The following is a 20,857-nucleotide window of genomic DNA, read 5'->3' as shown; positions in this document are numbered from 1 at the left end:
GTACGAGCCCGGCGCCCTCTGTCGTCCCCGGCCGCCCGTGCGAAACCCGCGCGCGCAAAAAGGGAGCCCAACCGCGTCCTCCATCGGTGCTGTGAACCCCGGGAACCCGCACCGGACCCCGAGCCCCTACCCTGACCGGGTGCTCCGTACCGTCACCGCCACCGCCTATGTGACCCCGTTCCGGGAGGGCGGGTCCCTGCCGGGACTCATGGAGGCGGACGACGACGGCATGTACGTGGTCAAGTTCCGCGGGGCGGGGCAGGGCACGGCCTCCCTGGTGGCCGAGGTGGTGGTGGGCGAGCTGTCCCGCCGGCTCGGCGTCCGGGTGCCGGAGCTCGTCCGGATCGGGGTGGCCGCGCAGATGGCCCGTCTGGAGCCCGACGAGGAGGTCCAGGAGCTCCTGAACAACAGCGCGGGCGAGAACCTGGGCATGGACTACCTGCCGGGCTCGTTCGGCTACGACGGCATCCACTGGCAGCCCCCGGCGCCCGAGGCCGCGACCATCCGGTGGATCGACGCGTTCGCCGCGAACATCGACCGCACCTGGCGCAATCCGAACCTGCTGATCTGGCACCGGAAGCTCTGGGCGATCGACCACGGGGCCTCCCTGGTGTTCCAGCACGCCTGGCCGCCGGTGGACCGCTGGGCCACGCGCCGCTACGACCTCAGCGAGCACATCCTGGCGAAGGTGGCCGACACGCTCTCAGCGGGCGATCTGAGCGCCCTGGACGCCGATCTGGCCGCCCGGATCACGCCCGAGCTGCTCAGCGAGGTGACGGGCCTCGTACCGGACGACTGGCTGCTGTCGATGAACTCGGCCTTCGGCGACGACCGGGACGCCGAGGCCTGGCGGGTGCGGTACCAGGAGTATCTGCTGGCCCGGCTGCGCGACCGCGACACCTGGCGCCCCGAGCTGGCGCAGGTGGGCTCGTGAGCTCGCGAGGAGGCCTGGACAGCGGGCTGAACAGCTCGCCCGCCGTGGCCAACGTGGACAGCGACCCGGACGGGCCCAAACTGTTCACCTGGGCCGTGGTGCGGGCGGTGCCCCGGATGGAACGCGGGGAGTTCGTCAACATCGGGGTGGTGCTCTACTCGCAGCACCACGAGTTCCTGGCCTGCACCCAGCACCTCAGCCCCGGGCGTTTGCAGGCTCTCGACCCGGACGTCGACCTGGCCATGGCTGAGGCCGCCTTGCGGGCCATCGGCTCCGTGTGTGAAGGGTCACCCGCCGCCGGGCTGATCGGTGAGCAGCCCCGGCGGGCCCGCTTCGGCTGGCTCACCGCCCCGAAGAGCACCGTGGTGCACACCGGGCCGGTGCATTCCGGCCTGACCAGCGACCCGGAGGCGGAGCTGGCCGGACTGCACCGGCGGCTGGTGCTGCACGACCGTCAGCCCTGGTGAATGACGGTCTCTTCCTTCGGCATGAGAAGCCACAGCAGTAGGTAGATCAGGACCTGGCTGCCCGGGATGACGATCGAGACCAGGAAGATGATCCGCACCATCATCGGGCTGATCCCGAAGCGCCGCGCCAGCCCGGCGCACACACCGGCCAGGATTCCGCCGTGTCGCGGTCGGAAGAGGCCCTGCTCGTACATGTTCCGGCGAACGGTGTTCATGGCGTGGTCACGTCCTAGCTGATTCGGGGTGAGCTGACTCGTCCACCCTGCTGCAGGTGTGAGACAAAGGCATATCGGGAATCACCCCAGTACCCCCCTGAGGCACCCCTACCTGAGGTCAGGCTCCTACATCTTCCGTGGTCGGGTCGTCGAGCTTGACCCTGATCTCCCCGCCCAGGGCAGCCCCACCCTGCAGGGAGAGGCTGTCACCGCTCCAGAAGCGACCGGGGTCGTACCAGCCGGGCTGCCGGTCGTCCGGGAGCAGTCCCATCGCCTGGTAGGTCATGGCGACGATCTCGGCGCAGTAGGCGGTCTCCAGCGCGACGGCCTCGTCGGTGCGGCCGGAACGGCGCAGGGTGCGCACGATCTTCTTGCTGCCGACCCAGCGACCCATCAGGCCGACGGTGCTCGGGAAGGGCGTGCCGTCCATCCGCGCGATGGTGCGCAGCACGGCGTCTTCCGCGGCCCGGTCCACCTCGGGGTCGAGCTGGCGGAACCAGGCGCGCTGGCCGTACCTCGTCACCCAGGTGGTGACCGCGGACGACAGGTCGTGCAGCTGGGCTCCGCGGCGGTGCTCGCCGACCCAGACATCGGGGAGCGACCGGCCGAGCTCGGCATGCCACATCAGCGGGGGGAGGTCTTCGAGGACGACGGCCATACCGACGTGGTTGACCGGCGAATTGGTGACGGTCTGGATCGCCCGGTCAGCGCTGCTGCGCCCCCGGAAGAGCCAGATGTCGCCGGTTCGGGTCAGCTCGGCGGCCTGGGACAGGAGAAGCGGCTGCGGGGCGGGCACGACCCCTACCCTAGGCCGATGGCGAAGAAACAACGACGCATCCCCTGGTGGAAACTCATCGGGCTGGCCGGCGCGGCCGGGGTGGCAGCGGGTGGGGCTCTGGTGGTGCGCAACGAGCGCCAGCGCCAGTCGTACACCCCCGAGCAGGTCCGGGAGCGGCTGCAGCAGCGCCTGACCGAGGCCGACGGAAACTCCTAGGGGTACAGCCTGCTGTACCCCCGATCCGGCAGTAGCCGGGATCGGCCGGGAGGGGTGTTCGTCCCTAGCGTGGGACGAACGAAAGCCCCTCCCGGACAAGGAGAAGTTTCATGACGGAGCACGCCTCCGCACTCATCGGTGTGGCCTGGCTGGCGGTGGTGGCCGGGGTCGTCGGCAACACCGTGGCCTCCCTCGCCGGCGACTCGATGCCCGTGCACCTGGGCTTCGGTGCCCTCACCGCGGTCGGTGTGGTCACGCTCGTCGTGAACTGGCTGCACCGGCGATGAACGGTCCAGCCGTCCGGCTCACCGAGGTCTCCCGGGAGTACGGCGACGTCACCGCCCTGCACCAGGTCTCGGTGGACGTGGAACCCGGCGAGTTCGTCGCGGTGATGGGCCCTTCCGGTTCGGGCAAGAGCACGCTGATGCACTGCGCGGCCGGGCTGGACACCCCTACCAGCGGCCGGGTCAGCGTCGGCGGCATCGCGATCGGCGGCCTGAACGAGACCCGGCGTACCGAACTGCGACGGGAGCGCGTCGGTTTCGTCTTCCAGTCGTACAACCTGGTCTCCTCGCTCACCGTCGAGGACAACATCACGCTGCCGCTGCGGATGGCCGGGCGCCCCGCCGATCGGGCCTGGATGTCGGAACTGGTCGAACGGGTCGGCCTGACCGATCGGATGCACCACCTTCCCGGGCAGCTCTCCGGGGGCCAGCAGCAGCGGGCGGCGATCGCCCGGGCCCTGGTGGCCCGGCCGGCCGTGGTCTTCGCCGACGAACCCACCGGCGCCCTCGACCTGCGCGCAGCCCGCGAGGTGCTGAAGCTGCTGCGGAGCATGGTGGACGACCTGGGCCAGACCGTGGTGATGGTGACCCACGACCCGGCGGCCGCGGCGCACTCCGACCGAGCCCTGGTGATGGCCGACGGCCGGATCGTCGAGACGCTGGCCAAGCCGTCGGCGGCCGATCTGGCCGCGAGCCTGATCCGCGTGGGAGAGGGCTGAGATGTTCTACGTGGCAAGAAAGATGGCGCGGCGACGGATCGCGGCGCTGGTCGCGGTCGTGAGTGCCGTCATCGGTGGCGCCGCCCTGATCACCGGTACCGCGGTGCTGGGTGAGTCGGGTTTCCGCTCGCACGCCCCGGTCACCCGGCTGACCGGCGCCGACGTGCTGGTCGGGGCCGACCAGAACTTTCCCGACCCGGCCGGCGGTTCGATCGCCCTGCCGGAAAGAGCTTCTCTCCCGGACAGTCTGGTCGGCGAGATGGCCGGGTTGCCCGGGGTGACCACCGCCGTCGGTGACATCAGCTTCCCGGCGGCGGTGCTGGGTGCGGACGGGCAGCCGGTGACCACGGACGCCGATCCGGGATCGGCCGGGCACGGTTTCTCGACAACGGCTTTCGTCGGCCCGACCACGGGTACGGCACCGGCGGGGAGCCGTCAGGTCGCCCTCGGTCAGAACCTGGCCCGGGCCGCGGGTCTGGTGATCGGCGACACGGCCCGGGTGGTGGCCGACGGACGGACGCGGACGGTCCGCGTCACTTCTGTGGTCACCTCGGCGGACGCGGGGGTCTATTTCACGGACGAGGCGGCGGCGGAGCTGGCCGGTTCCGTCGGGTCGGTGGATCTGATCGGTCTCGCGGTACCGGCCGACCGGCGCGATGCGGTGGTCGAGGACATCAGTTCGCGGTGGCCCGATCTCGCGGTCGCCCAGGGCGAATCGCGGGGTGACGTGCTCGACCCGGAGCTCGGGGCGGCCCGCACCCTGCTGGCGGCACTTTCCGGTTCGATGTCCGGGATCACGCTGATCCTGGTCGGTTTCATCGTCGCCGGCGCGCTCGGGGTCTCGATCGACAACCAGCGCCGCGAACTGGCGCTGCTGCGGGCCGTCGGCGCCACGCCTCGTCAGATCCGGCACCTGGCGGCCGGGCAGGCCACGGTCGCGGCCGCCGTCGCCCTGGTGCCGGGCATCCCGCTCGGCTATCTGCTGGCCGACCAGGCCCGGCGACTGCTCGTGTACCTGGACATGATGCCCGCGGGCCTGCCCCTGACCTTCAGCCCGTTGCCGGCCCTCGGCACGGCCCTGCTACTCCTGCTCACCGTGCAGATCGCGGCCCGCAGCGCGGCCTGGCGGGTCTCCCGGCGCCCGGCCACGGAGGCTGTCGCCGAGTCCCGCACCGAGGCACCCACGAACGGCCGGGGCGACCGGATCCGGAACGGCGCCGGGCTGCTGCTCATCGCCGGCGGCACAATGCTCGCGGTGACGCCGCTGGTCTCCCGCTCGGTCATCGCGATCTCCACGTCGGCGCTGGCCGGCATCCTCGCGGCCCTCGGCCTGGCCCTGGCCGGACCGACCCAGTTGCAGGCGCTCAGCGCCCGGCTCCCCCACGGCGGCTCCCCCACCACCTGGCTCGCCGTCTCCAACCTGCACGGCTACGCACGGCGTTTCGCCGCGGCCGGGACGACCCTGGGCATCGCCGTGGTCTTCGTCATCACCTACGTGTTCACCCAGACCACCCTGATGCGGGCCCAGACCGACGACACGGCCGCCGGCACCCGGGCCGGGTTCAGCATCTCCGCACCGGCTCTCGGCGGGGTGCCGCCGGGCACCCGGGAGGCGGTCCGGGCGCTGACCGGCGTGGAGGGTGCGGCTGCGGTGAGCACCACGACCCTGCTGCGTCAGTACCGGATGCTGGGCGACGTGGAGGTCGAGAGCACCTCGGCGATGGTCCTCGGCCCGGACACGGCCCCGGTGCTCGACCTCGGTGTCAGCGCGGGCTCGCTGGACGACCTGACGGGTGCGACCGTCGCCGCCGGGGCCTCGACCCACCTGGAGGTCGGTGACGAGACCACCCTGTACCTCGGCGACGGCACCCCGGCCACGGCCCGCGTGGTGGCCGTCTACGAGCGGGACCTCGGTTTCGGGCCGCTCGTGGCCTCCACCGATCTGGTGGCCGGTCACACCTCGGCCCTGGCCTCGAGCCTGCTGGTGCGCACGTCGGACGAGGCTGCGCTGTCGGCCTTCGTGGCGGGGCGGCCCGGACTCGTGCTGGGCGGGGCGGGCACCACGGCCACCGGCCCGAAAGGCGTTCCGGCCGACGTCTGGATCAACCTGGCGGCCATCGGCGTGCTGCTCGGCTATCTGCTGCTCGGCATCGCGAACAAGCTGGTGGCCGCGACCACGGGCCGCCGGGCCGAGTTCGCCACGCTGCGGCTGAACGGCTGCACGGTGCGACAGATCCACTCAATGACCCGGCGCGAGGCCGGGCTGATCACGGTGACGGCCGTGGTGACGGGGCTGGGGCTGGCAGCCACCCCGATGGTGCTGCTGGGCCTCGGCCTGCTCGGCCGTCCCTACCCGTCCGGCCCGGTCTGGCTGGTGCCGGTGACGATCGGGGTGGTGGCGCTGATCGCCTTCCTCACCGTCGAGCTCGCCACCCGGCACGCGCTGCGCCTGCCCCCGGCCCAGGCGCTGGCGCAGCGCGATTAGGAGTGCTCAGGGCAGCTGGGCCTCGATGGCCGCAACGACCTCGGGCGACTCCGGCTCGGTGCGGGGGCGGAAGCGGGCGAGCACCTCACCGGTACCGGAGATCAGGAACTTCTCGAAGTTCCAGGCCACGTCCCCGGCCTCGCCGGAGCCATCGGGCTGCTGGGTGAGCTGCTGGTAGAGCGCATCCCGGCCGGGGCCGTTGACCTCGGTCTTGGCCAGCATCGGGAAGGTCACGCCGTAGGTGCGCGAGCAGAACTCCTCGATCTCCTCGGAGCTGCCCGGCTCCTGCCCGGCGAACTGGTTGCAGGGCACGCCGATCACCGTGAACCCGCGGTCCGCATAGGTCTTCTGCAACCGTTCCAGCCCTTCGTACTGCGGCGTCAGACCGCACCGGGAGGCGACGTTGACCAGCAGCACGGTCTTTCCGGCGTAGTCGGCCAGGCTGGTGGGGTCGCCGGAGAGCGTGGACAGGGGAATCTCGTGGAGGCTCATGACTCTCGCAACCGGTCGGGGCCGGAATTGTTCCGTCCCGCGAGGGTGATCGGCAGTTCGGCCAGGGCGTGGAAGGTGCCCGAGTCGCGCCACTGAGGGACGCCGGTGAGCGCGTGCGCGTTCGGGTACCGGCTGAAGAACCGGGTCAGGGCCTCTTCGGCCTCGAGCCGGGCGAGGGCGGCACCGAGGCAGAAATGGATACCCGTGCCGAACCCCAGGTTGCCCGGACCTTCACGGGTCAGGTCGAGGCGTTCGGCGTCGGGCCAGCGGCGCTCGTCCCGGGCCGCCCGGTCCAGCTCGATCAGCACGGCACTGCCCTGCGGCACCGGCACGCCACCCAGCTCGTGGTCGATCAGGGCGGTGCGGCCGATGATGCGCACCGGGCCCTCCAGGCGCACCAGCTCGTCGATCGCCCGGGACGGGTTCTCGTGCAGGGCGGGCAGCTGGTCGCGGTGCTGCATCAGGGCCAGCCCTCCGCTGGCGATCAGGTTGGCGGTGGTCTCGTGACCCGCGGCCAGCAGCAGCACACAGGTGGCCATCACCTCGTCCACCGTCAGTTCGGTGCGCAGCAACTGACTGATGAAGTCGTCGCCGTCACCGCCCTTGCGCCGCGCCAGCACCGGGGTGAGGAACATCGTGACCTCGAACCCGGCGGTCACGGCGAGCCGGACGTCGTCGGGGGTCGGGTCGACCTCGAGAAGCCTGACCAGGTCGGGGGTCTGGTCGAGAAAAACCTCGGCTCCCTCGACCCCCACGTCGAGAAGCTCGGCGATCACCGCCAGGGGCACCAGATACCCGAAGTCCGCCAGCAGATCGACCGGCTCACCCGCGTCCTCCAGCTGATCGAGACAGGACTCCACGATCAACCCGACCCGCCCCCGGAAGGCCTCGACCGCACGGGCACTGAACGCCGGGGCGACCAGCCGGCGCAGCCGGGTGTGGTCGGGCGGGTCAGTGAAAAGCATTAAGGACGACGGCAACTGGGTGACGTCGGCAGGCACCAGAGGGCTGTTGGCCGGGTCGCTGCTCCAGCCCTGCCCGCGCAGCACGGCCGAGGCCTCGTCGAACCCGCTGATCCGGAAGGCCTTCACCGACTCGTCCCAGATGACGTGACTCATGCCCGGGCCTTTCGGTAGGCGGCCTCGAGCCGGCCGTAGTGGGTCGCCGGCTCGGCGCCGAGATCCATCTCCTCGCGGATGCCGCGCCAGTCGTTCTTCGCGCGCAACCCGGCCAGCACCGAGGTCAGGCCCAGGTCGATGCGGCTGAGCGCCAGGTACTCCCCCGGCAGGGCCAGCTTCTGCACGACGGCGGAGTGCGGCCCCCGGGGCGAGAACTCGAGATCGACGATGCGGGCCGCGTACTCCGGCGTGTAGGTGAAGGGCTGATCGGACATCACCGGAGTGAGGGACTCCCGGGCCCAGGCCAGCATCGCCTGCGCGTCGGGCGGCGCCCCGGGAACGAAACCCTGCTCGCGGTACTGCTTCAGCAGCTCGTCGGCATCACCGTCGATGGTCGCCTGAACGGCCTTGACCATCCAGCCGACCTGCTCCTCGTGCCAGGTCTTCACACAGCCGAAGTCGAGAAAGGTGACCGAGCCGTCGGGATGGAACAGGTAGTTGCCCGGATGCGGGTCGGCGTTGAACCGCCCCAGCCGCCGCAGGCTGCCCAGGGTGAAGCGATAGACAGCTTCTCCCCACTGGTCTTTCAGGTCTTGATCGGCATCTTTCGCGGCAGACCAGCGCATCCCGTCGCTGCGCTCCATCGTCAGCACCCGGCCGGTGCTGTACTCCGGCAGCACCTCCGGCACCCGGGCGAACGGATGGTCGCGATAGGCATCGGCGAAGACCTGCTGGTTCGCGGCCTCGGTGCGGTAGTCGATCTCCTCACCGATCCGTTCTGTCACCTCGGCCGCCAGGGCGCGGGCGTCGGTGCGGCCCAGATCGGGCAAGACACCCCGGATGACCTGGAAGAACGTAGCGAGCAACTCGGCGTTGGCCAGATCGGCACGGATCGCCTCGTCCACCCCCGGGTACTGGATCTTCACCACCACCCGGCGCCCGTCGTGCGTGGTGGCGGCGTGCACCTGGCCGATCGACGCGGCGGCCAGGGGCAGGGGCTCGAACTCGGCGAACACCTCGTGCGGGGACGCCCCGAGCTCCGCGGTCACCACCGAGGCGGCCAGCTCCGGCTCCATCGGCGGGGCGTCGTCCTGGAGCCGGGCGAGCGCCGCCTGGTACACCGACTGACTACTGCCCTCGGCCAGCGAGCCGAGCGAGACGAAGGAGAGGATCTGACCCGCCTTCATCAGCACCCCGCGGCTGTTCCCGAGGGACTCGGCGTATCGTTCCGCCCCGCGCCGGTGCACACCGGCCCGGTCTTTACGGCGCAGCGCGGAGATCACCGCCTCACCCGCCGTGCGGCCGGTGAGGGCCACCAGCGGTACCGCCCGGGCCACTCGCCCCGTCTTCAGGCGGCCGTTCTCGCGTCGAGCATTTCCCTCGGCCTGCGCCCCGGTAGTCACGGCCCCAGTGTCGCCCAGGGTCGTCGCCGGGCAAACGCAGTCAGCCCAATTTCATCCCGGGCAAACAGATCTCACCCCCGAAACCGGACCGCATCAATCATCGCGACATCCCGGACTTTGTTACGCAAAGACCTGCGAAAGGTTCACGGTCCGGGTTAGAACCAGTCATGCGAAAATTCAAAACCCCCGCTCTGCTGACGATTGCGGCCACCGCCGCCATCGCCACCGGGTTCGTCGCACTTCCGGCCAACGCGGCCACCGACTGCGAGATCACCGCCCCCGGCGAGACCACCGTCTCCCTCGGGCTGGAGCGGACGAAGATCGACCTGACCCCGACGACGAACTGCCCCACGAGCTCCTCGGTGGAGTTCGCCTACACGGCCGACTGGCGCGCCGATGTGCCGACCACCCGGCTCAACCGCGACTTCTGGTTCAAGACCTACCTCAACGGCAACCCGAAGGCCGAGGGTTCCGAGAACGGCACGATGTACGTCGAGAGGACCGACAGCGGAAACATCCTGGCCGGTCAGCCGATGCAGGCCCACTACCAGGCCTTCGTCGACGACGGCCGGGCGAACTGGGACAACGGCGAGACGAAGATGGCCTTCGACACCACCTACACCATCCTGCGGGCAACTCGCTTCAGCTCGTTCACGACCGGCACGACCGACGGGCTCACCCCGGGTGACAACATCGGCTTCGAGGCCGAGATCCAGCGTGCCGACTGGGATGCCGGCGTGTGGCGCGCGTTCTCGGGCAACGGCATCTTCGACGTGCAGTTCAAGGCCGACGGCACCGATGACTGGACCACCGTCGCCACGAGGCAGGGCGGTTACGGCGGCCTGCGCGCTCCGGTCTCCACCGACGGCGACTACCGCCTGAAGTACTCCGGCGACGTGGTCAGCGGCGCCTCGTACAGCGACCCGATCCACGTCACCGTCGCCTGAGCACGAGCCGACCGGAGCTACACGGGGGAGGCCGGCGCCGGGGCGCCGGCCGAAACCTCAAGACCGGGGCGGCGCCACGCTGCCCCGGGGCATCGGCTCGGGCACCAGCACGGTGCGCCGTTGCCGATCGGTCTTCTTGCTGTCGATCGCCTCGACGGCGTGGCTGACCACGGCCGAGACCAGGTCGTCGATGGGCCAGCGGTAGCTCGACAGGGGCGGGGTGAGCAGGCGGCCGGCCGGGAAGTCGTCGTACCCCACGACCGAAACATCTTCCGGCATCGACAGGCCCAGCTCCCGGGCCGCCAGGTAAACACCGAATGCGATGGAGTCGGCCAGACAGAAGAACGCCGTGGGGGGCGCATCGACAGCCATCAGCTCACGCACCACCGCGGCGGCCCCGTCGAGATCGTGCGGGCAGCTGCGCACCACGGCGGCGAGCCCGAGCTCGGGTGCCAGCTGCTGCACGATCCGCTCGGCCGGCCGGTCGGGGGTGGCCCGGTCGGTCGGCGTCAGCAGGGTGACGCGGGTGTGCCCGGCGGCCGCGAGCATGCGCAGGCCATGGCTGACGCCGGTGTCGTTGTCGAAGACCACCTCGGCGGCGGCCGGAGCCCCGGGCAGCCCGTCGCCCACCGCCACGAGCACCGTGCGATCGGCAACCTCGGCCCAGTGCGGCGCGTTCGGGTCGACCGGCAGCACGATCAGCGCGTCGGCCCGCTGGTCGACCATGCGCTTGGCCAGGGTGGCCTCCCGCACCGGGTCGTTGCCGGCGTCCACCGTGACCGGGTTGCGCCCGGCCCCCAGCAACCCTCGCCCCAGGGCCGCGGCCACCTGCTGCTGCCATCCGTCGGCAAGAGAGCCACAGAGCACACCGATCGTCTCGGTACGCCCGGATGCCAGGGCCCGCGCGATCGGATCGGCCTCGTACCCCAGACGCTTCGCCGCCTCGCGGACGCGGGCCTGGGTCTCCTCGGTGACCTGCAGACCCCGCAGGGCATAACTGACAGCGGCCGGAGACAGCCCCGTCTCCTCGGCGATATCGCGCAGCGTCGGTCGGTGACGCCCCTGAGTCATGCGGTCACCGTAACGAACAGAACCGGCATCTCCCTCTTGAAATGATCAAGGTGAAGCGCTTCAATAGACGTCAGTGAAGCGCTTCACCGCAGGTGAAGCCGGGTCGTCGAAATCACTGACGTCAGATCGGGCGTCGCTCGGTGCCCATGGGGGCGGCACACCGGGGGACGCGCGGGCAACAGCACTTGAAATCGTCCGGGCGGAACGCTTCAATAAGTCTATAGATTTAGTCGAGAATGCAGGTCAGGGCGGGGGCGGTCCGAGAAATGCGGAAAGGTGGTCGATGTGGCGTCGCGTTCGGGCGAGTCGTGCGATGTGCATCAGCACCTGTGGCCACCCACGCTGATCTCCGCGCTCCGCGTTCGCCGGGAACCGCCCTTTCTCCGCGGATGGACCCTGCATCTCCCGGGCGAACCGCCGTACGAGGTGAACCCGGCCGATCACGATGTCGCGGACCGGCTCGAGCTGCAGGGCGATGTCCGGGCCCTGATCTCGCTGTCCAGCCCTCTGGGCCTCGAAGACCTTCCGGCCTCGCAGGCGCAGCCCCTTCTCGACACCTGGCACCAGGGAGCCCGTGAGCTCCCGTCCGGTTTCGGGGCCTGGGCCGCGGTCAGCCGTCACGAGCCCGATCGGTCAGGCCTCGCCGAACTGCTGCACGGCGATTTCGTCGGGCTGCAGGTACCGGCCCCCTGGCTGGCCACCCCCCGGGCCCTCGAGGCCCTGGCACCGGTGCTGAGGGTCTGCGAAGAGGCGGGCAAGCCCGTCCTGGTGCACCCCGGGGCGGTCGCGCAGGCACCGGTCGAGGAACTTCCCGGCTGGTGGCCCGCCGTCGTCGACTACACCGCACAGCTCTCGGCGGCCTGGTGGTCCTGGCACCACGTGGGCCGTGCACTGCTGCCGAAGCTCCGGATCGGTTTCGTCGCCGGGGCCGGGCTGGCCCCTCTGCAGCACGAGCGACTGACCGCCCGGGGCGGACGGATGGGCCGGCTCGATCCCGGTGTGTTCGTCGAGACCTCCAGCTACGGCCCGCAGGCGATCGACGCCCTGGTCCGCGTGCTCGGGATCGACGCGATCGTCCGGGGCAGCGACCGTCCGTACGCCCAGCCCGTCCCCCTTGGCTTCGGCAGCGCCGCCGACCACGCCATCGATGTCAGCAACCCGCAGCGTTTCCTGATCGGAGGTAGGCCATGACCAGCGCCACCGACACCTCGCCAGTACAGGTTCTGAACGACCTTCCCGCGCGCGTCCTCACCCGCCCGGAACTGCGCGACCTGGTCGCGGCCATCGCCGCCGACCCGGCCGCGTGGGAACCGCACGTGGCCTACGACGACGAGCACCGCCACTACGTCTGCCTGCACCGCGACGCGAATGTCGATGTCTGGGTGTTGTGCTGGACCCCGAGCAACGACACCGGCTGGCACGACCACGACGTCTCCTCCGGAGCCGTCGCGGTGGCCCACGGTGAGGTCATCGAGCACAACCTGGTGATCGGCAGCGCCGCCCTGGAGATCCGGGTACCCGCCGGCCAGGCGTTCAGCTTCGGCACCGACCACATCCACCGGATGACCGGCGCCGCCGAGGGCAGCGTCTCCATCCACGCCTACTCCCCTCCCCTGTGGCGGATGGGGCAGTACGCGATCAGCACCACCGGCGTCCTGCGCCGCACCTCGGTGTCCTACGCCGACGAACTGCGCCCGATCGACGAGCCGTTCCCGGACGACCAGGAGCGCCTGCGCGACGCCCAGATCCAGAACTGAACCGCCCCTCACACCCCTTGTTCGTGATCATGCAAAACCTCCCCGACGTTCTAGAACTCTGGCCGCCACAGTTCTAGAACTCCGGGGAGGTTTTGCATGATCACGGAAAGTTTTTGGGGACGCGGGTGGGCACCTGGGGTGCCCGCTCGTCCTCAATGTCAACGGTCCTGTTCGTAGCTCTCGACGAGATCGGCCAGCACGGGCAGGAGTTCCTGGGCGGTGGCGAGGTCGCCGGTGAGGTCGCGGTCGGCCGCGCTGTCACCGAGTGAGGTGCACAGGTCGAGGATCTTGACCCAGCCGGCGGCCGAACCGGTCTTGGTGACGGCCTCCTGCATGCGCAGGGCCCGGACCGCGGCGAGCAACTCGCAGGAAAGGGCCGTGGCGTAGGCATCTCCGGCATTCAGCACCTGAACGGCCGAGCGGGAGGCGAAACTCGCGTGCTCCTCGGTGCCGCGCGACAGGCTCACCGAACCCAGCGAGGCCGGTGAGGCCGCGCTGCGCAGTTCTGCGAAGGCCGACGCGGCCAGGTATTCCAGCATCATCACGCCGGAGGCGCCGGGGGTGCCGTCACCCAGGAACGGGGGCAGACCGGTGGCGGCCGGGTCGACCAGCATGGCCAGCCGGGCCTGGAGCAGAGACGCGGACTGGGCCGCCGAGATGGCCGCACTGTCACAGCCCAGGGCTACCGCCGGAATGTGAAACCCCCCGTGGTGCGCGACGACCGGGGCCGGATCGGGACCGAGCACGGCGGGGCCGGCCAGGATCACCGGGTTCTCGGCCGCGGCGTTCAGGTGCGCGCCGACCACCCGGTCGAGCTGCGCCAGCGTGTCGAGCATCAGGCCGTTCACCTGTGGCAGGCAGCGCATGCCGAACGGGTCCTGGATGCGGGCGGGGTCGTGGACGGGCGCGTCCTGACCGGGCTCGGTGACCAGACCGGTGACCACGCGGCAGACCCGGCGACTGCCCAGGCCCGGTGTCACGCGGGCCACGGCCGGGCCGAAAGCCTCCCAGTTGGCCTGCACCGCAACGCCGGTCAGCGTGGCAACCGCCAGACCGGCGCGGGCCAGGGTCTGCAGGCGGGTGACGGCGAGCGCGGCGTCGGCCAGGGTGGCGGCGTTCGAACTCAGGAAGGGCAGGGCGTCGTGGATGCCGAGCGAGATCGGGCGCAGCGGGTTGGTCAGAGGTGCCTCCCCGAGCAGGCCGAGGGCGGTGGTGGCCATGGCGGTGAGGTCACCGGTGCCGATACCGGCGTGCTCACGGATCGGGGGGAGCGCATCGGCGTTGATCATCGCCTGGAGGCCGTCGATCGCGGCCATCGAGATGCCGCTGCCACCGGCGGCCAGCTGGTTCAGGCGCACGACGAGCATGGCCCGGATCCGGATGTCGCCCCGCACCTGACCGGCGCTGGTGGCGTGACTGCGCAGCAGACCGAGCGTGTAGCGGGCGGCCTCGGTGGCGGGCAGCGCCACCTCCCGGTTGGCGCCGACCCCGGTGGTGCGGCCGTAGACCGGGCGCAGGCCGACGGCCGCGTTCGCGGCCTGGTGCGACGCGGCGGCGCGACGGCGGGCCGTGGGGGTCAGCCGCACCTTGAGCGGGGCGTCGACGCGAGCCACGAGATTGCGGGTGGTGAGAGTGCGGCCGTCGATCGTCATCGCCGGCGGACCGTCCGCCCTGCGCACCCGCGCCGGTGGGGCCGCGTCCGCCGCAGCGGCTGCGGCGGCCCGATCTGCCGGAGTCTGATCCATCGCCACGCCTCGCTTCCGATCCATCTCATGAAGTAACGGCCGCCCCGGCAGGTTTCTGGACGCCTTACCGCTCCATGTCGATGCGACCTTACTTTCCACCAGTCGGCAAGGTGTTTCCATCAAGTGAAAACTTTCCTCCGGCCGCGACGCAACCCTCCTGGTGAGGTAGAAAAGGTCATTCACCAACCAGAGAGGGGCGCCGAAGATGCCCGGCAAGCCCCCTGCCAGCTCTTCCACGCGATCCGTGGAACGCGCGCTGGCTCTGCTGGCGGCCGTCTGCACCGGGGGGCCCGGTCCTCTGGTGGAGCTCGCCCGCCTCGTCGGGCTTCCCGTCAGCACCACACTCCGGCTGCTGCGCACGCTCGAGCAGGACCAGTTCGTCACCCGCGCGGAAAGCGGCGGCTATCGCCCCGGCCCGCGGATGATGCAGTTGGGGGCCCAGGCCCTCTCCCACGAACACCTGGTGCCACTGAGCCGTCCGGCCCTGAACGAGCTGGTCGCGGCCACCGGTGAGTCGGCCTACCTGAGCGTCACCGGGCCCGGCGCAACGGCTCTTTATCTGGCCATGGCCCAGGGCACGCACTCGGTGCGACACGCCGGCTGGGTCGGCCGGGCCTTCCCGCTGGCCGGGAGCGCGGCCGGATCGGTCCTGCTCGGGCGCACCCCGCAGAAGGGCTGGACCAGCATCGCCTCCGGCATCGAGCCCGACGTCACGGCGGTCGCAGCCCCGGTCACCGGCCCCGGTGGGGTGGCCGCCGCCCTGAGCATCGTCGGGCCCACCTACCGGCTGGACGAATCGGCGATCGGCCGATTCGGGCCTCTGCTGACCCATCTGGCTGCCGAACTGGGCGCCCAGCTGGGAGGCGACCCGAACGTCCACTGCTCCGAAAAATCCGGAACAACCGAAGCCATGCCCACTACTGACCCGGCACACCCCGCTGAACCCCGCACGATGCACCGAGAGCAGAGATGAGCGCATGATCAAGTTTGAATCCGTGGTGAAGAAGTACCCGGACGGAACCGTGGCCGTGAACGGGCTCGATCTCGTGGCGCCCTCGGGAAAGATCACGGTGTTCGTCGGCCCTTCCGGCTGCGGCAAGACCACCTCGCTGCGCATGATCAACCGGATGATCGAGCCCACCTCGGGCACGATCTGGCTGGACGACCAGGACACCGGCAAGGTCGACGCGAGCACGCTGCGCCGGGGTATCGGCTATGTGATCCAGCACGCCGGCCTGTTCCCGCACCGCACGATCGTCGACAACGTAGCCACCGTGCCGCTGTTGCTCGGCCGGGACAAGAAGCAGGCGCGCAGCCAGGCGATCGAGCTGATGGAGCGGGTAGGACTGCCCGCGTCGTTCGCGAAGCGTTACCCGGCACAGCTTTCCGGCGGTCAGCAGCAGCGCGTCGGGGTGGCCCGGGCGCTGGCTGCCGACCCGCCCGTGATGCTCATGGACGAGCCGTTCAGCGCCGTCGACCCGGTGGTGCGCGCCGAGCTGCAAGACGAATTCCTGCGCCTGCAGTCGGAACTCGGCAAGACCATCATCTTCGTCACGCACGACATCGACGAGGCCGTGAAGCTCGGTGACCAGGTCGCCGTGCTCAAGGTCGGTGGCACGCTGGCTCAGCTGGCCTCGCCCGCAACCCTGCTGACCGACCCGGTGGACGACTTCGTCGCCGGATTCGTGGGTCGCGACCGTGGTTACCGTGCACTGGGTTTCGAGTCCGGCCGACTCGACCCCGACACCGAGCAGACGGTCAAGCTGGGTGATGACGCAGCGACCGTGGGCCGGATCGCCCGCGACGGCTGGTCGCTCGCGGTCGACGACGCCCGCCGGCCTCTGGGCTGGGTGCGCGCCGCGGCCCTGGCCGAGGGTAAGCAGGTGACCCCGGAGCTGCTGCACCGCGGCGGCACCCTGTCCCCGGTGTCCGGCAGCCTGCGCGCGGCGCTCGACGCGGCGCTCTCATCGCCCTCCGGCCGTGGGGTGCTCGTCGACGACAACGGCGCCCTGGTGGGCACCGTGACGGCGAGCGAGGTGGTGCAGCGCATCGAGTCCCAGCTGGCCGGCCGGCGCAACGGGAGCGACGGATGATCAACTATCTGAAGAACAACCCGGACAACGTCACGTCCTGGTTCTTCACGCACCTGTGGATGTCGGTGCTGCCGGTGGTGATCGGCCTGATCATCGCCCTGCCGATCGGCTGGGTGGCGAGCCGCTACCGCTGGACCTACCCGCCCATCACCAATCTGGCCGGGCTGCTCTACACGATCCCGTCGCTGGCGTTGTTCATCCTGATGCCCTCGATCCTCGGCACGAAGATCCTGTCGCCGATCAACATGGTGGTCGCCCTGACCGTGTACAGCCTGGCGCTGTTGGTGCGGGTGGTCGCGGACGGCCTCAACTCGGTGGCCCCGGACATCCGGGCCGCCGCCACGGCCATGGGCTTCTCCGGCATCGGCCGCTTCCTGCGGGTCGACCTGCCGATCGCGGTACCCGTCATCACGGCCGGCCTGCGGGTGGCCACGGTGTCGAACGTCAGCCTGGTCTCGGTGGGCGCCCTGATCGGCGTGCCCCAGCTCGGCTCGCTCTTCACCGAGGGCTTCAGCCGGTACATCCCCGGGATCACCCTGCTCGGCATCCTGCTGTGCCTGGTGCTGGCGCTGGTTCTGGACGCATTGATCGTTGTGGGCAGTCGCGTGCTGACCCCCTGGCAGCGGGCGGTGGCAAAGCGATGATCAGCAGTGTTTTCAGCTGGCTCCGCGACGATTCGAACTGGTCCGGGCCGGAGGGCATCACCCACCGGCTCGTGCAGCACCTGGAGTACTCGTTCGGCGCCCTGGTGTTCGTCCTGATCATCGGGATCCCGCTGGGGCTCTACATCGGGCACACCGGCAAGGGCGGCGTGGCCATCGCGGGCGTCGCGAACGCACTGCGGGCGCTGCCCACGTTCGGCCTGCTGCTCTACCTGGTCATCGCCTACTCCGGCAACCTGCCCACCGACTGGATCTACCTCGGCCCCGCCCTGTTCGTCCTGGTGGTCCTGGGCGTGCCGGCCGTGCTGTCGAACACCTACGCCGGTGTGCAGAACGTCGACCCGGCCGCGCGCGACGCGGCCCGGGGCATGGGCATGACCGGGATGCAGGTGCTCTGGCGGGTGGAGGTGCCGAACGCACTGCCCCTGATCATCTCCGGCATCCGCAGCTCACTGCTGCAGATCGTCGCCACCGCCACGATCGCCGCCTACGTCACGCTCGGCGGTCTGGGCCGGTTCATGATCGACGGCCTGGCCCAGCGCGACTACGCCCAGATGGCCGGCGGAGCCGTGCTGGTCGGCGTGCTGGCGGTGGCGCTCGACCTGGTGATGGCCGTGATCCAGCGATACGTGGTGTCACGCGGCATCACCGGCCGCTACGCCCTGCCGGCGGCGAACGCCGATGTGGTCGCCGCCGAATCACGTGTTTCCGTTTGACCCCCTAAAGCGGGATCTGCGCGGGGTTGCGGCCCGACTGTTGCCGAGTTGAGACCCACGCGCCTTCACGACCAACCAAGACTGTCGGTGGCCCACGAGATGCTGTTCACCGCGGTCCCACACCATCCCCACAGGAGTGCACTGATGAAACGACGCAGCATGATGTTCGCTACGGCGGCCCTTGTCTCCTCGCTGGCGCTGACCGCGTGCGGCGGGGGCAGCGACCCGCTCGCCACCTCGACCAGCGACAGCGACGCGGGTTCGTCCAGCGACAGCATCACCGTCGGCTCGGCCAACTTCCCGGAGAACGTGCTGCTGGCCGAGATCTACGCCGGCGCCCTCGAGGCGAAGGGCGTGAAGGTCTCCAAGAAGCTCAACATCGGCTCCCGCGAGGCCTACATCCCGGGCCTCGAAGACGGCTCGATCGACCTGCTCCCGGAGTACTCGGGCAACCTGCTCTCGTACCTCGACGACAAGGCCACGGCCGTCAGCTCCGAAGACGTGTACGCCGCCCTGCCCGACGCGCTGCCCGAGGGCCTGACGGTGCTCGAGCAGTCCACGGCCGAGGACAAGGACGTCGTGACGGTCACCAAGGAGACCGCCGCGAAGTACAGCCTGAAGTCGATCGGCGACATGAAGGGCAAGAACCTCGTGCTCGGCGGCCCGCCGGAGTGGAAGACCCGCGCGACCGGCGTGCCCGGCTTCAAGAAGAACTACGGCGTCGAGTTCAAGGAGTTCAAGTCCCTGGACGCCGGTGGCCCGCTCACCGTCGCCGCCCTGAAGAACGGCACGGTCGACGCGGCCGACGTGTTCAGCACCGACCCGACCATCACCGAGAACGGCTGGGTCGCGCTGGAAGACCCGGAGAACCAGTTCGCGGCGCAGAACGTGGTGCCGATCGTGAACAAGGAGAAGGCCAGCGACACGGTGACCACCGCGCTGAACGCCGTCTCGGCCAAGCTCACCACCGAGAACCTCACCTCGATGATGGGCGAGGTCAACCTCGACCAGAAGGACCCGGCCGACGTCGCCAAGGAGTTCCTCTCCAGCAACGGCCTCAGCTAGTCATCTGACGTGGAAGTGCCCGCTCACCGCCAGGCGGTGAGCGGGCACTTCCACGTGAACGACGTGCTCAGCGCGAGCGGGCCTCAGACACGGCCTTCTTCGGCGGCTTGCCGTCGAACTCGTAGGTGCGCAGGTCGATGCGCGTGGCGAAGCCCGCGTCGGACAGTCGCTTGAGCACGACCGGGCAGGTCTTGCACCGCGGCTTGTCCTTGCAGCACTTCTTCTTCGCCTTCTTCACACCCATACCCACGACATTAGGTGAGGCTGACCTAAGTATCCAGCGTCAAGGGCCATGGACATTGTTGGCCCCTCATGCTTCCCAGGTCCGCACTTGATCATTTGCTCCTGATCGTCACTTCTGACCGGCAGGATGGGCGTCGACCTACGGAACGGGAGTGGCATGGACCAGGTACGGGCCTTGTTCGAGCAGCAGGACGTCACCGTGACCCTGGTGGCGCTCCTTCTGCTGCTGGTCGTCGCGATGATGGCGCCCCGGGTCCGTGCCCGGGCGACAGCCCTGAACCTGGCCTTCCTCGTGGTCATGGCCGTGGTGGTGGCAGTGACGGTGCCGCCGGCGCAGGGCTGGGAGCAGCTGAGCGACGCCCCGTTCCTGGTCGAGCGCATCACCGACTGCTTCACCCCCAAGACCTGGTTCACCCTCCAGGGGCTGCAGTACGTGGACGTGTTGCTGTTCGTACTCCCCGGCCTGCTGCTGACCCTCATCAGCCGCCAGCCGATCCTCAGCCTGCTCGCCCTGTCTGCCTTCTCCGCCGGGATCGAGGCCTGGCAGGCCTACTCCGGTGCCGGGGCGTGCCAGGGCAGCGACTGGATCGCCGGCACCCTCGGCGTCATCATCGGCGTGGTCGTGGGCATCACGGTGCTGAATCGGGGCGATCAGCCGGCGTGAGGCGCCCGCCGTGCAACCGGCGCTCCAGCGCCTGGGCGGCCGCGCTCACCGAGCTGACCAACCGCGTCCGTACATCGTCAGCCAGGGTGTCGCTGGGACAGGTGACCGCCACCGCCGCCGCCGGGTACCCGGTGTGGTCGAGCACGGCGACCGCCACCGACGAGAAGCCGGGCGTGACCTCGTCCACCTCCTCCGCGTAACCGGCGCGCCGTACCCCGGTGAGCAGCCGGCGCAGCCGGGTCAGGCCCTGGGGCAGCTCACTACCGGGAAACAGGGCCCTCACCTGGGCTGCGGGCAGGGCCGCGAGCATGGCCCGGCCGCTGGCGGTGCGCTCACTGGGCAGGCGCACGCCGACATCGGTGACCAGGGGCTGGCGTCCGGGGGCGCGTTCCTCGATCAGGTAGAGCACCTCGCGCCCGTGCAGCACTCCCAGGTGGGCCGTGTGACCGACCGCGTCGACCAGCCGGGTCAGGATCAGCCGGGACAGCCGCTGCAACGGCTCCTGCCGGGTGTAGGCCGAGCCGATCTCGAACGCCGCAATGCCCAGCCCATAACGCCGTTCCTCCGGCAGATGGGTCACGAAGCCCTGCTCGATCATGACCGTGAGCAGGTGGTAGACGGTGCTGCGGGGCAGCTCGAGCTCCCGGGCCAGGGCACCGGCGGGCAGCGGGCCGGGAGCCCGGGCGAGCACCCGGAGCACGGCCAGGGCCCGGGCCGCGGCCGGCACCTGTCCCGTGATCATGCCAACTCTCCCCGAATGGTGGACGCGTGTTTCGGCACGGC

General features: G+C 70.2%; 24 protein-coding genes. 15 read left to right on the top strand and 9 right to left on the bottom strand.

All coding sequences use genetic code 11. The features are described from left to right. The first annotated feature begins 139 nt into the window (after positions 1-139). Positions 140-934 (top strand): HipA family kinase, encoded by a 795-nt coding sequence (locus QSK05_RS22120; RefSeq protein WP_285599195.1) that lies wholly within the window; start codon positions 140-142, stop codon positions 932-934. Next, positions 931-1,401: a DUF3037 domain-containing protein gene (locus tag QSK05_RS22115; protein ID WP_285599194.1), complete on the top strand. Its 471-nt coding sequence runs from the start codon at positions 931-933 to the stop codon at positions 1,399-1,401. Before QSK05_RS22120 ends, QSK05_RS22115 begins: the two co-directional genes overlap by 4 nt. Here QSK05_RS22115 and QSK05_RS22110 read toward each other — a convergent pair. Both QSK05_RS22110 and QSK05_RS22105 read right to left on the bottom strand, forming a co-directional pair. Then, positions 1,389-1,616, bottom strand: coding sequence for a PspC domain-containing protein (locus QSK05_RS22110; RefSeq protein ID WP_285599193.1), 228 nt, complete (start codon positions 1,614-1,616; stop codon positions 1,389-1,391). The genes QSK05_RS22115 and QSK05_RS22110 overlap by 13 nt on opposite strands. Before the next feature lie 118 nt (positions 1,617-1,734). Then, a complete protein-coding gene (locus QSK05_RS22105; protein ID WP_285599192.1) occupies positions 1,735-2,412 on the bottom strand; it encodes a hypothetical protein in 678 nt (225 codons plus the stop codon). A gap of 18 nt (positions 2,413-2,430) precedes the next feature. Here QSK05_RS22105 and QSK05_RS22100 point away from each other — a divergent pair, with 18 nt between their 5' ends. The 4 genes from QSK05_RS22100 to QSK05_RS22085 all read left to right on the top strand — a co-directional run bounded on the left by QSK05_RS22100 (position 2,431) and on the right by QSK05_RS22085 (position 6,098). Next, a complete protein-coding gene (locus QSK05_RS22100) occupies positions 2,431-2,610 on the top strand; it encodes a hypothetical protein (RefSeq protein WP_231483986.1) in 180 nt (59 codons plus the stop codon). A 110-nt stretch (positions 2,611-2,720) separates the two neighbouring features. Then, the gene (locus QSK05_RS22095) at positions 2,721-2,897 is read left to right on the top strand and encodes a hypothetical protein (protein ID WP_285599191.1); all 177 of its coding nucleotides are present in this window, start codon (positions 2,721-2,723) and stop codon (positions 2,895-2,897) included. Beyond that, a complete protein-coding gene (locus QSK05_RS22090) occupies positions 2,894-3,613 on the top strand; it encodes an ABC transporter ATP-binding protein (RefSeq protein ID WP_285599190.1) in 720 nt (239 codons plus the stop codon). Before QSK05_RS22095 ends, QSK05_RS22090 begins: the two co-directional genes overlap by 4 nt. A 1-nt stretch (position 3,614) precedes the next feature. Then, entirely contained in the window at positions 3,615-6,098 is a 2,484-nt protein-coding gene (locus QSK05_RS22085) for an ABC transporter permease (protein WP_352302165.1), read from the top strand. Positions 6,099-6,104: 6 nt separating this feature from the next. On the opposite strand, the gene QSK05_RS22080 is transcribed toward QSK05_RS22085, so the two are convergent. From QSK05_RS22080 to QSK05_RS22070, 3 genes are read right to left on the bottom strand one after another with little or no spacing between them, the layout of a single operon-like run. After that, positions 6,105-6,590, bottom strand: coding sequence for a glutathione peroxidase (locus QSK05_RS22080; protein ID WP_285599188.1), 486 nt, complete (start codon positions 6,588-6,590; stop codon positions 6,105-6,107). After that, the gene (locus QSK05_RS22075) at positions 6,587-7,708 is read right to left on the bottom strand and encodes a cytochrome P450 (RefSeq protein WP_285599187.1); all 1,122 of its coding nucleotides are present in this window, start codon (positions 7,706-7,708) and stop codon (positions 6,587-6,589) included. The genes QSK05_RS22080 and QSK05_RS22075 overlap by 4 nt, the downstream gene beginning before the upstream one ends. Further along, entirely contained in the window at positions 7,705-9,111 is a 1,407-nt protein-coding gene (locus QSK05_RS22070) for an ABC1 kinase family protein (protein WP_285599186.1), read from the bottom strand. Before QSK05_RS22070 ends, QSK05_RS22075 begins: the two co-directional genes overlap by 4 nt. Positions 9,112-9,278: 167 nt before the next feature. Between QSK05_RS22070 and QSK05_RS22065 the strand changes: the two genes are divergently transcribed. Continuing rightward, positions 9,279-10,058, top strand: coding sequence for a hypothetical protein (locus QSK05_RS22065; RefSeq protein ID WP_285599185.1), 780 nt, complete (start codon positions 9,279-9,281; stop codon positions 10,056-10,058). A 57-nt stretch (positions 10,059-10,115) separates the two neighbouring features. Here the strand turns inward: QSK05_RS22065 and QSK05_RS22060 are convergent, their stop codons facing one another. Beyond that, positions 10,116-11,129, bottom strand: coding sequence for a LacI family DNA-binding transcriptional regulator (locus QSK05_RS22060; RefSeq protein WP_285599184.1), 1,014 nt, complete (start codon positions 11,127-11,129; stop codon positions 10,116-10,118). Between the two features lie 285 nt (positions 11,130-11,414). On the opposite strand from QSK05_RS22060, the gene QSK05_RS22055 reads away from it, so the two are divergent. After that, positions 11,415-12,320: an amidohydrolase family protein gene (locus QSK05_RS22055; RefSeq protein ID WP_285599183.1), complete on the top strand. Its 906-nt coding sequence runs from the start codon at positions 11,415-11,417 to the stop codon at positions 12,318-12,320. Next, positions 12,317-12,886, top strand: coding sequence for a cysteine dioxygenase (locus QSK05_RS22050; RefSeq protein WP_285599182.1), 570 nt, complete (start codon positions 12,317-12,319; stop codon positions 12,884-12,886). Before QSK05_RS22055 ends, QSK05_RS22050 begins: the two co-directional genes overlap by 4 nt. 158 nt (positions 12,887-13,044) lie before the next feature. Here QSK05_RS22050 and QSK05_RS22045 read toward each other — a convergent pair whose 3' ends face one another. After that, positions 13,045-14,631: an aromatic amino acid lyase gene (locus tag QSK05_RS22045; protein ID WP_285599181.1), complete on the bottom strand. Its 1,587-nt coding sequence runs from the start codon at positions 14,629-14,631 to the stop codon at positions 13,045-13,047. 244 nt (positions 14,632-14,875) lie between these two features. On the opposite strand from QSK05_RS22045, the gene QSK05_RS22040 reads away from it, so the two are divergent. The 5 genes from QSK05_RS22040 to QSK05_RS22020 all read left to right on the top strand — a co-directional run bounded on the left by QSK05_RS22040 (position 14,876) and on the right by QSK05_RS22020 (position 19,167). Further along, entirely contained in the window at positions 14,876-15,604 is a 729-nt protein-coding gene (locus QSK05_RS22040; RefSeq protein WP_285599180.1) for an IclR family transcriptional regulator, read from the top strand. Positions 15,605-15,608: 4 nt separating this feature from the next. Next, positions 15,609-16,724, top strand: a complete 1,116-nt coding sequence (locus QSK05_RS22035; RefSeq protein ID WP_285599179.1) for an ABC transporter ATP-binding protein — start codon at positions 15,609-15,611, stop codon at positions 16,722-16,724. After that, the gene (locus QSK05_RS22030) at positions 16,721-17,368 is read left to right on the top strand and encodes an ABC transporter permease (RefSeq protein WP_285599178.1); all 648 of its coding nucleotides are present in this window, start codon (positions 16,721-16,723) and stop codon (positions 17,366-17,368) included. The genes QSK05_RS22035 and QSK05_RS22030 overlap by 4 nt, the downstream gene beginning before the upstream one ends. After that, complete coding sequence (locus QSK05_RS22025; protein WP_285599177.1) at positions 17,365-18,102, top strand: ABC transporter permease; 738 nt, start codon at positions 17,365-17,367, stop codon at positions 18,100-18,102. The genes QSK05_RS22030 and QSK05_RS22025 overlap by 4 nt, the downstream gene beginning before the upstream one ends. 144 nt (positions 18,103-18,246) lie before the next feature. Next, positions 18,247-19,167, top strand: coding sequence for an ABC transporter substrate-binding protein (locus QSK05_RS22020; protein ID WP_285599176.1), 921 nt, complete (start codon positions 18,247-18,249; stop codon positions 19,165-19,167). Positions 19,168-19,234: 67 nt separating this feature from the next. Here QSK05_RS22020 and QSK05_RS22015 read toward each other — a convergent pair whose 3' ends face one another. Next, positions 19,235-19,411 carry a hypothetical protein gene (locus QSK05_RS22015; RefSeq protein WP_285599175.1) on the bottom strand — a complete coding sequence of 59 codons (177 nt, stop codon included), beginning with the start codon at positions 19,409-19,411 and terminating at the stop codon, positions 19,235-19,237. Between the two features lie 156 nt (positions 19,412-19,567). On the opposite strand from QSK05_RS22015, the gene QSK05_RS22010 reads away from it, so the two are divergent. Beyond that, positions 19,568-20,074, top strand: coding sequence for a VanZ family protein (locus QSK05_RS22010; RefSeq protein WP_285599174.1), 507 nt, complete (start codon positions 19,568-19,570; stop codon positions 20,072-20,074). Here the strand turns inward: QSK05_RS22010 and QSK05_RS22005 are convergent. Next, positions 20,040-20,816 (bottom strand): IclR family transcriptional regulator, encoded by a 777-nt coding sequence (locus tag QSK05_RS22005; protein WP_285599173.1) that lies wholly within the window; start codon positions 20,814-20,816, stop codon positions 20,040-20,042. The genes QSK05_RS22010 and QSK05_RS22005 overlap by 35 nt on opposite strands. Positions 20,817-20,857 lie beyond the last annotated feature (41 nt).

Source organism: Kineosporia sp. NBRC 101731 (assembly GCF_030269305.1).
Lineage (GTDB): Bacteria > Actinomycetota > Actinomycetes > Actinomycetales > Kineosporiaceae > Kineosporia.
The sequence above is the reverse complement of the archived record's forward strand: the minus strand, read 5'-3'. Positions and strand labels throughout refer to the sequence as shown.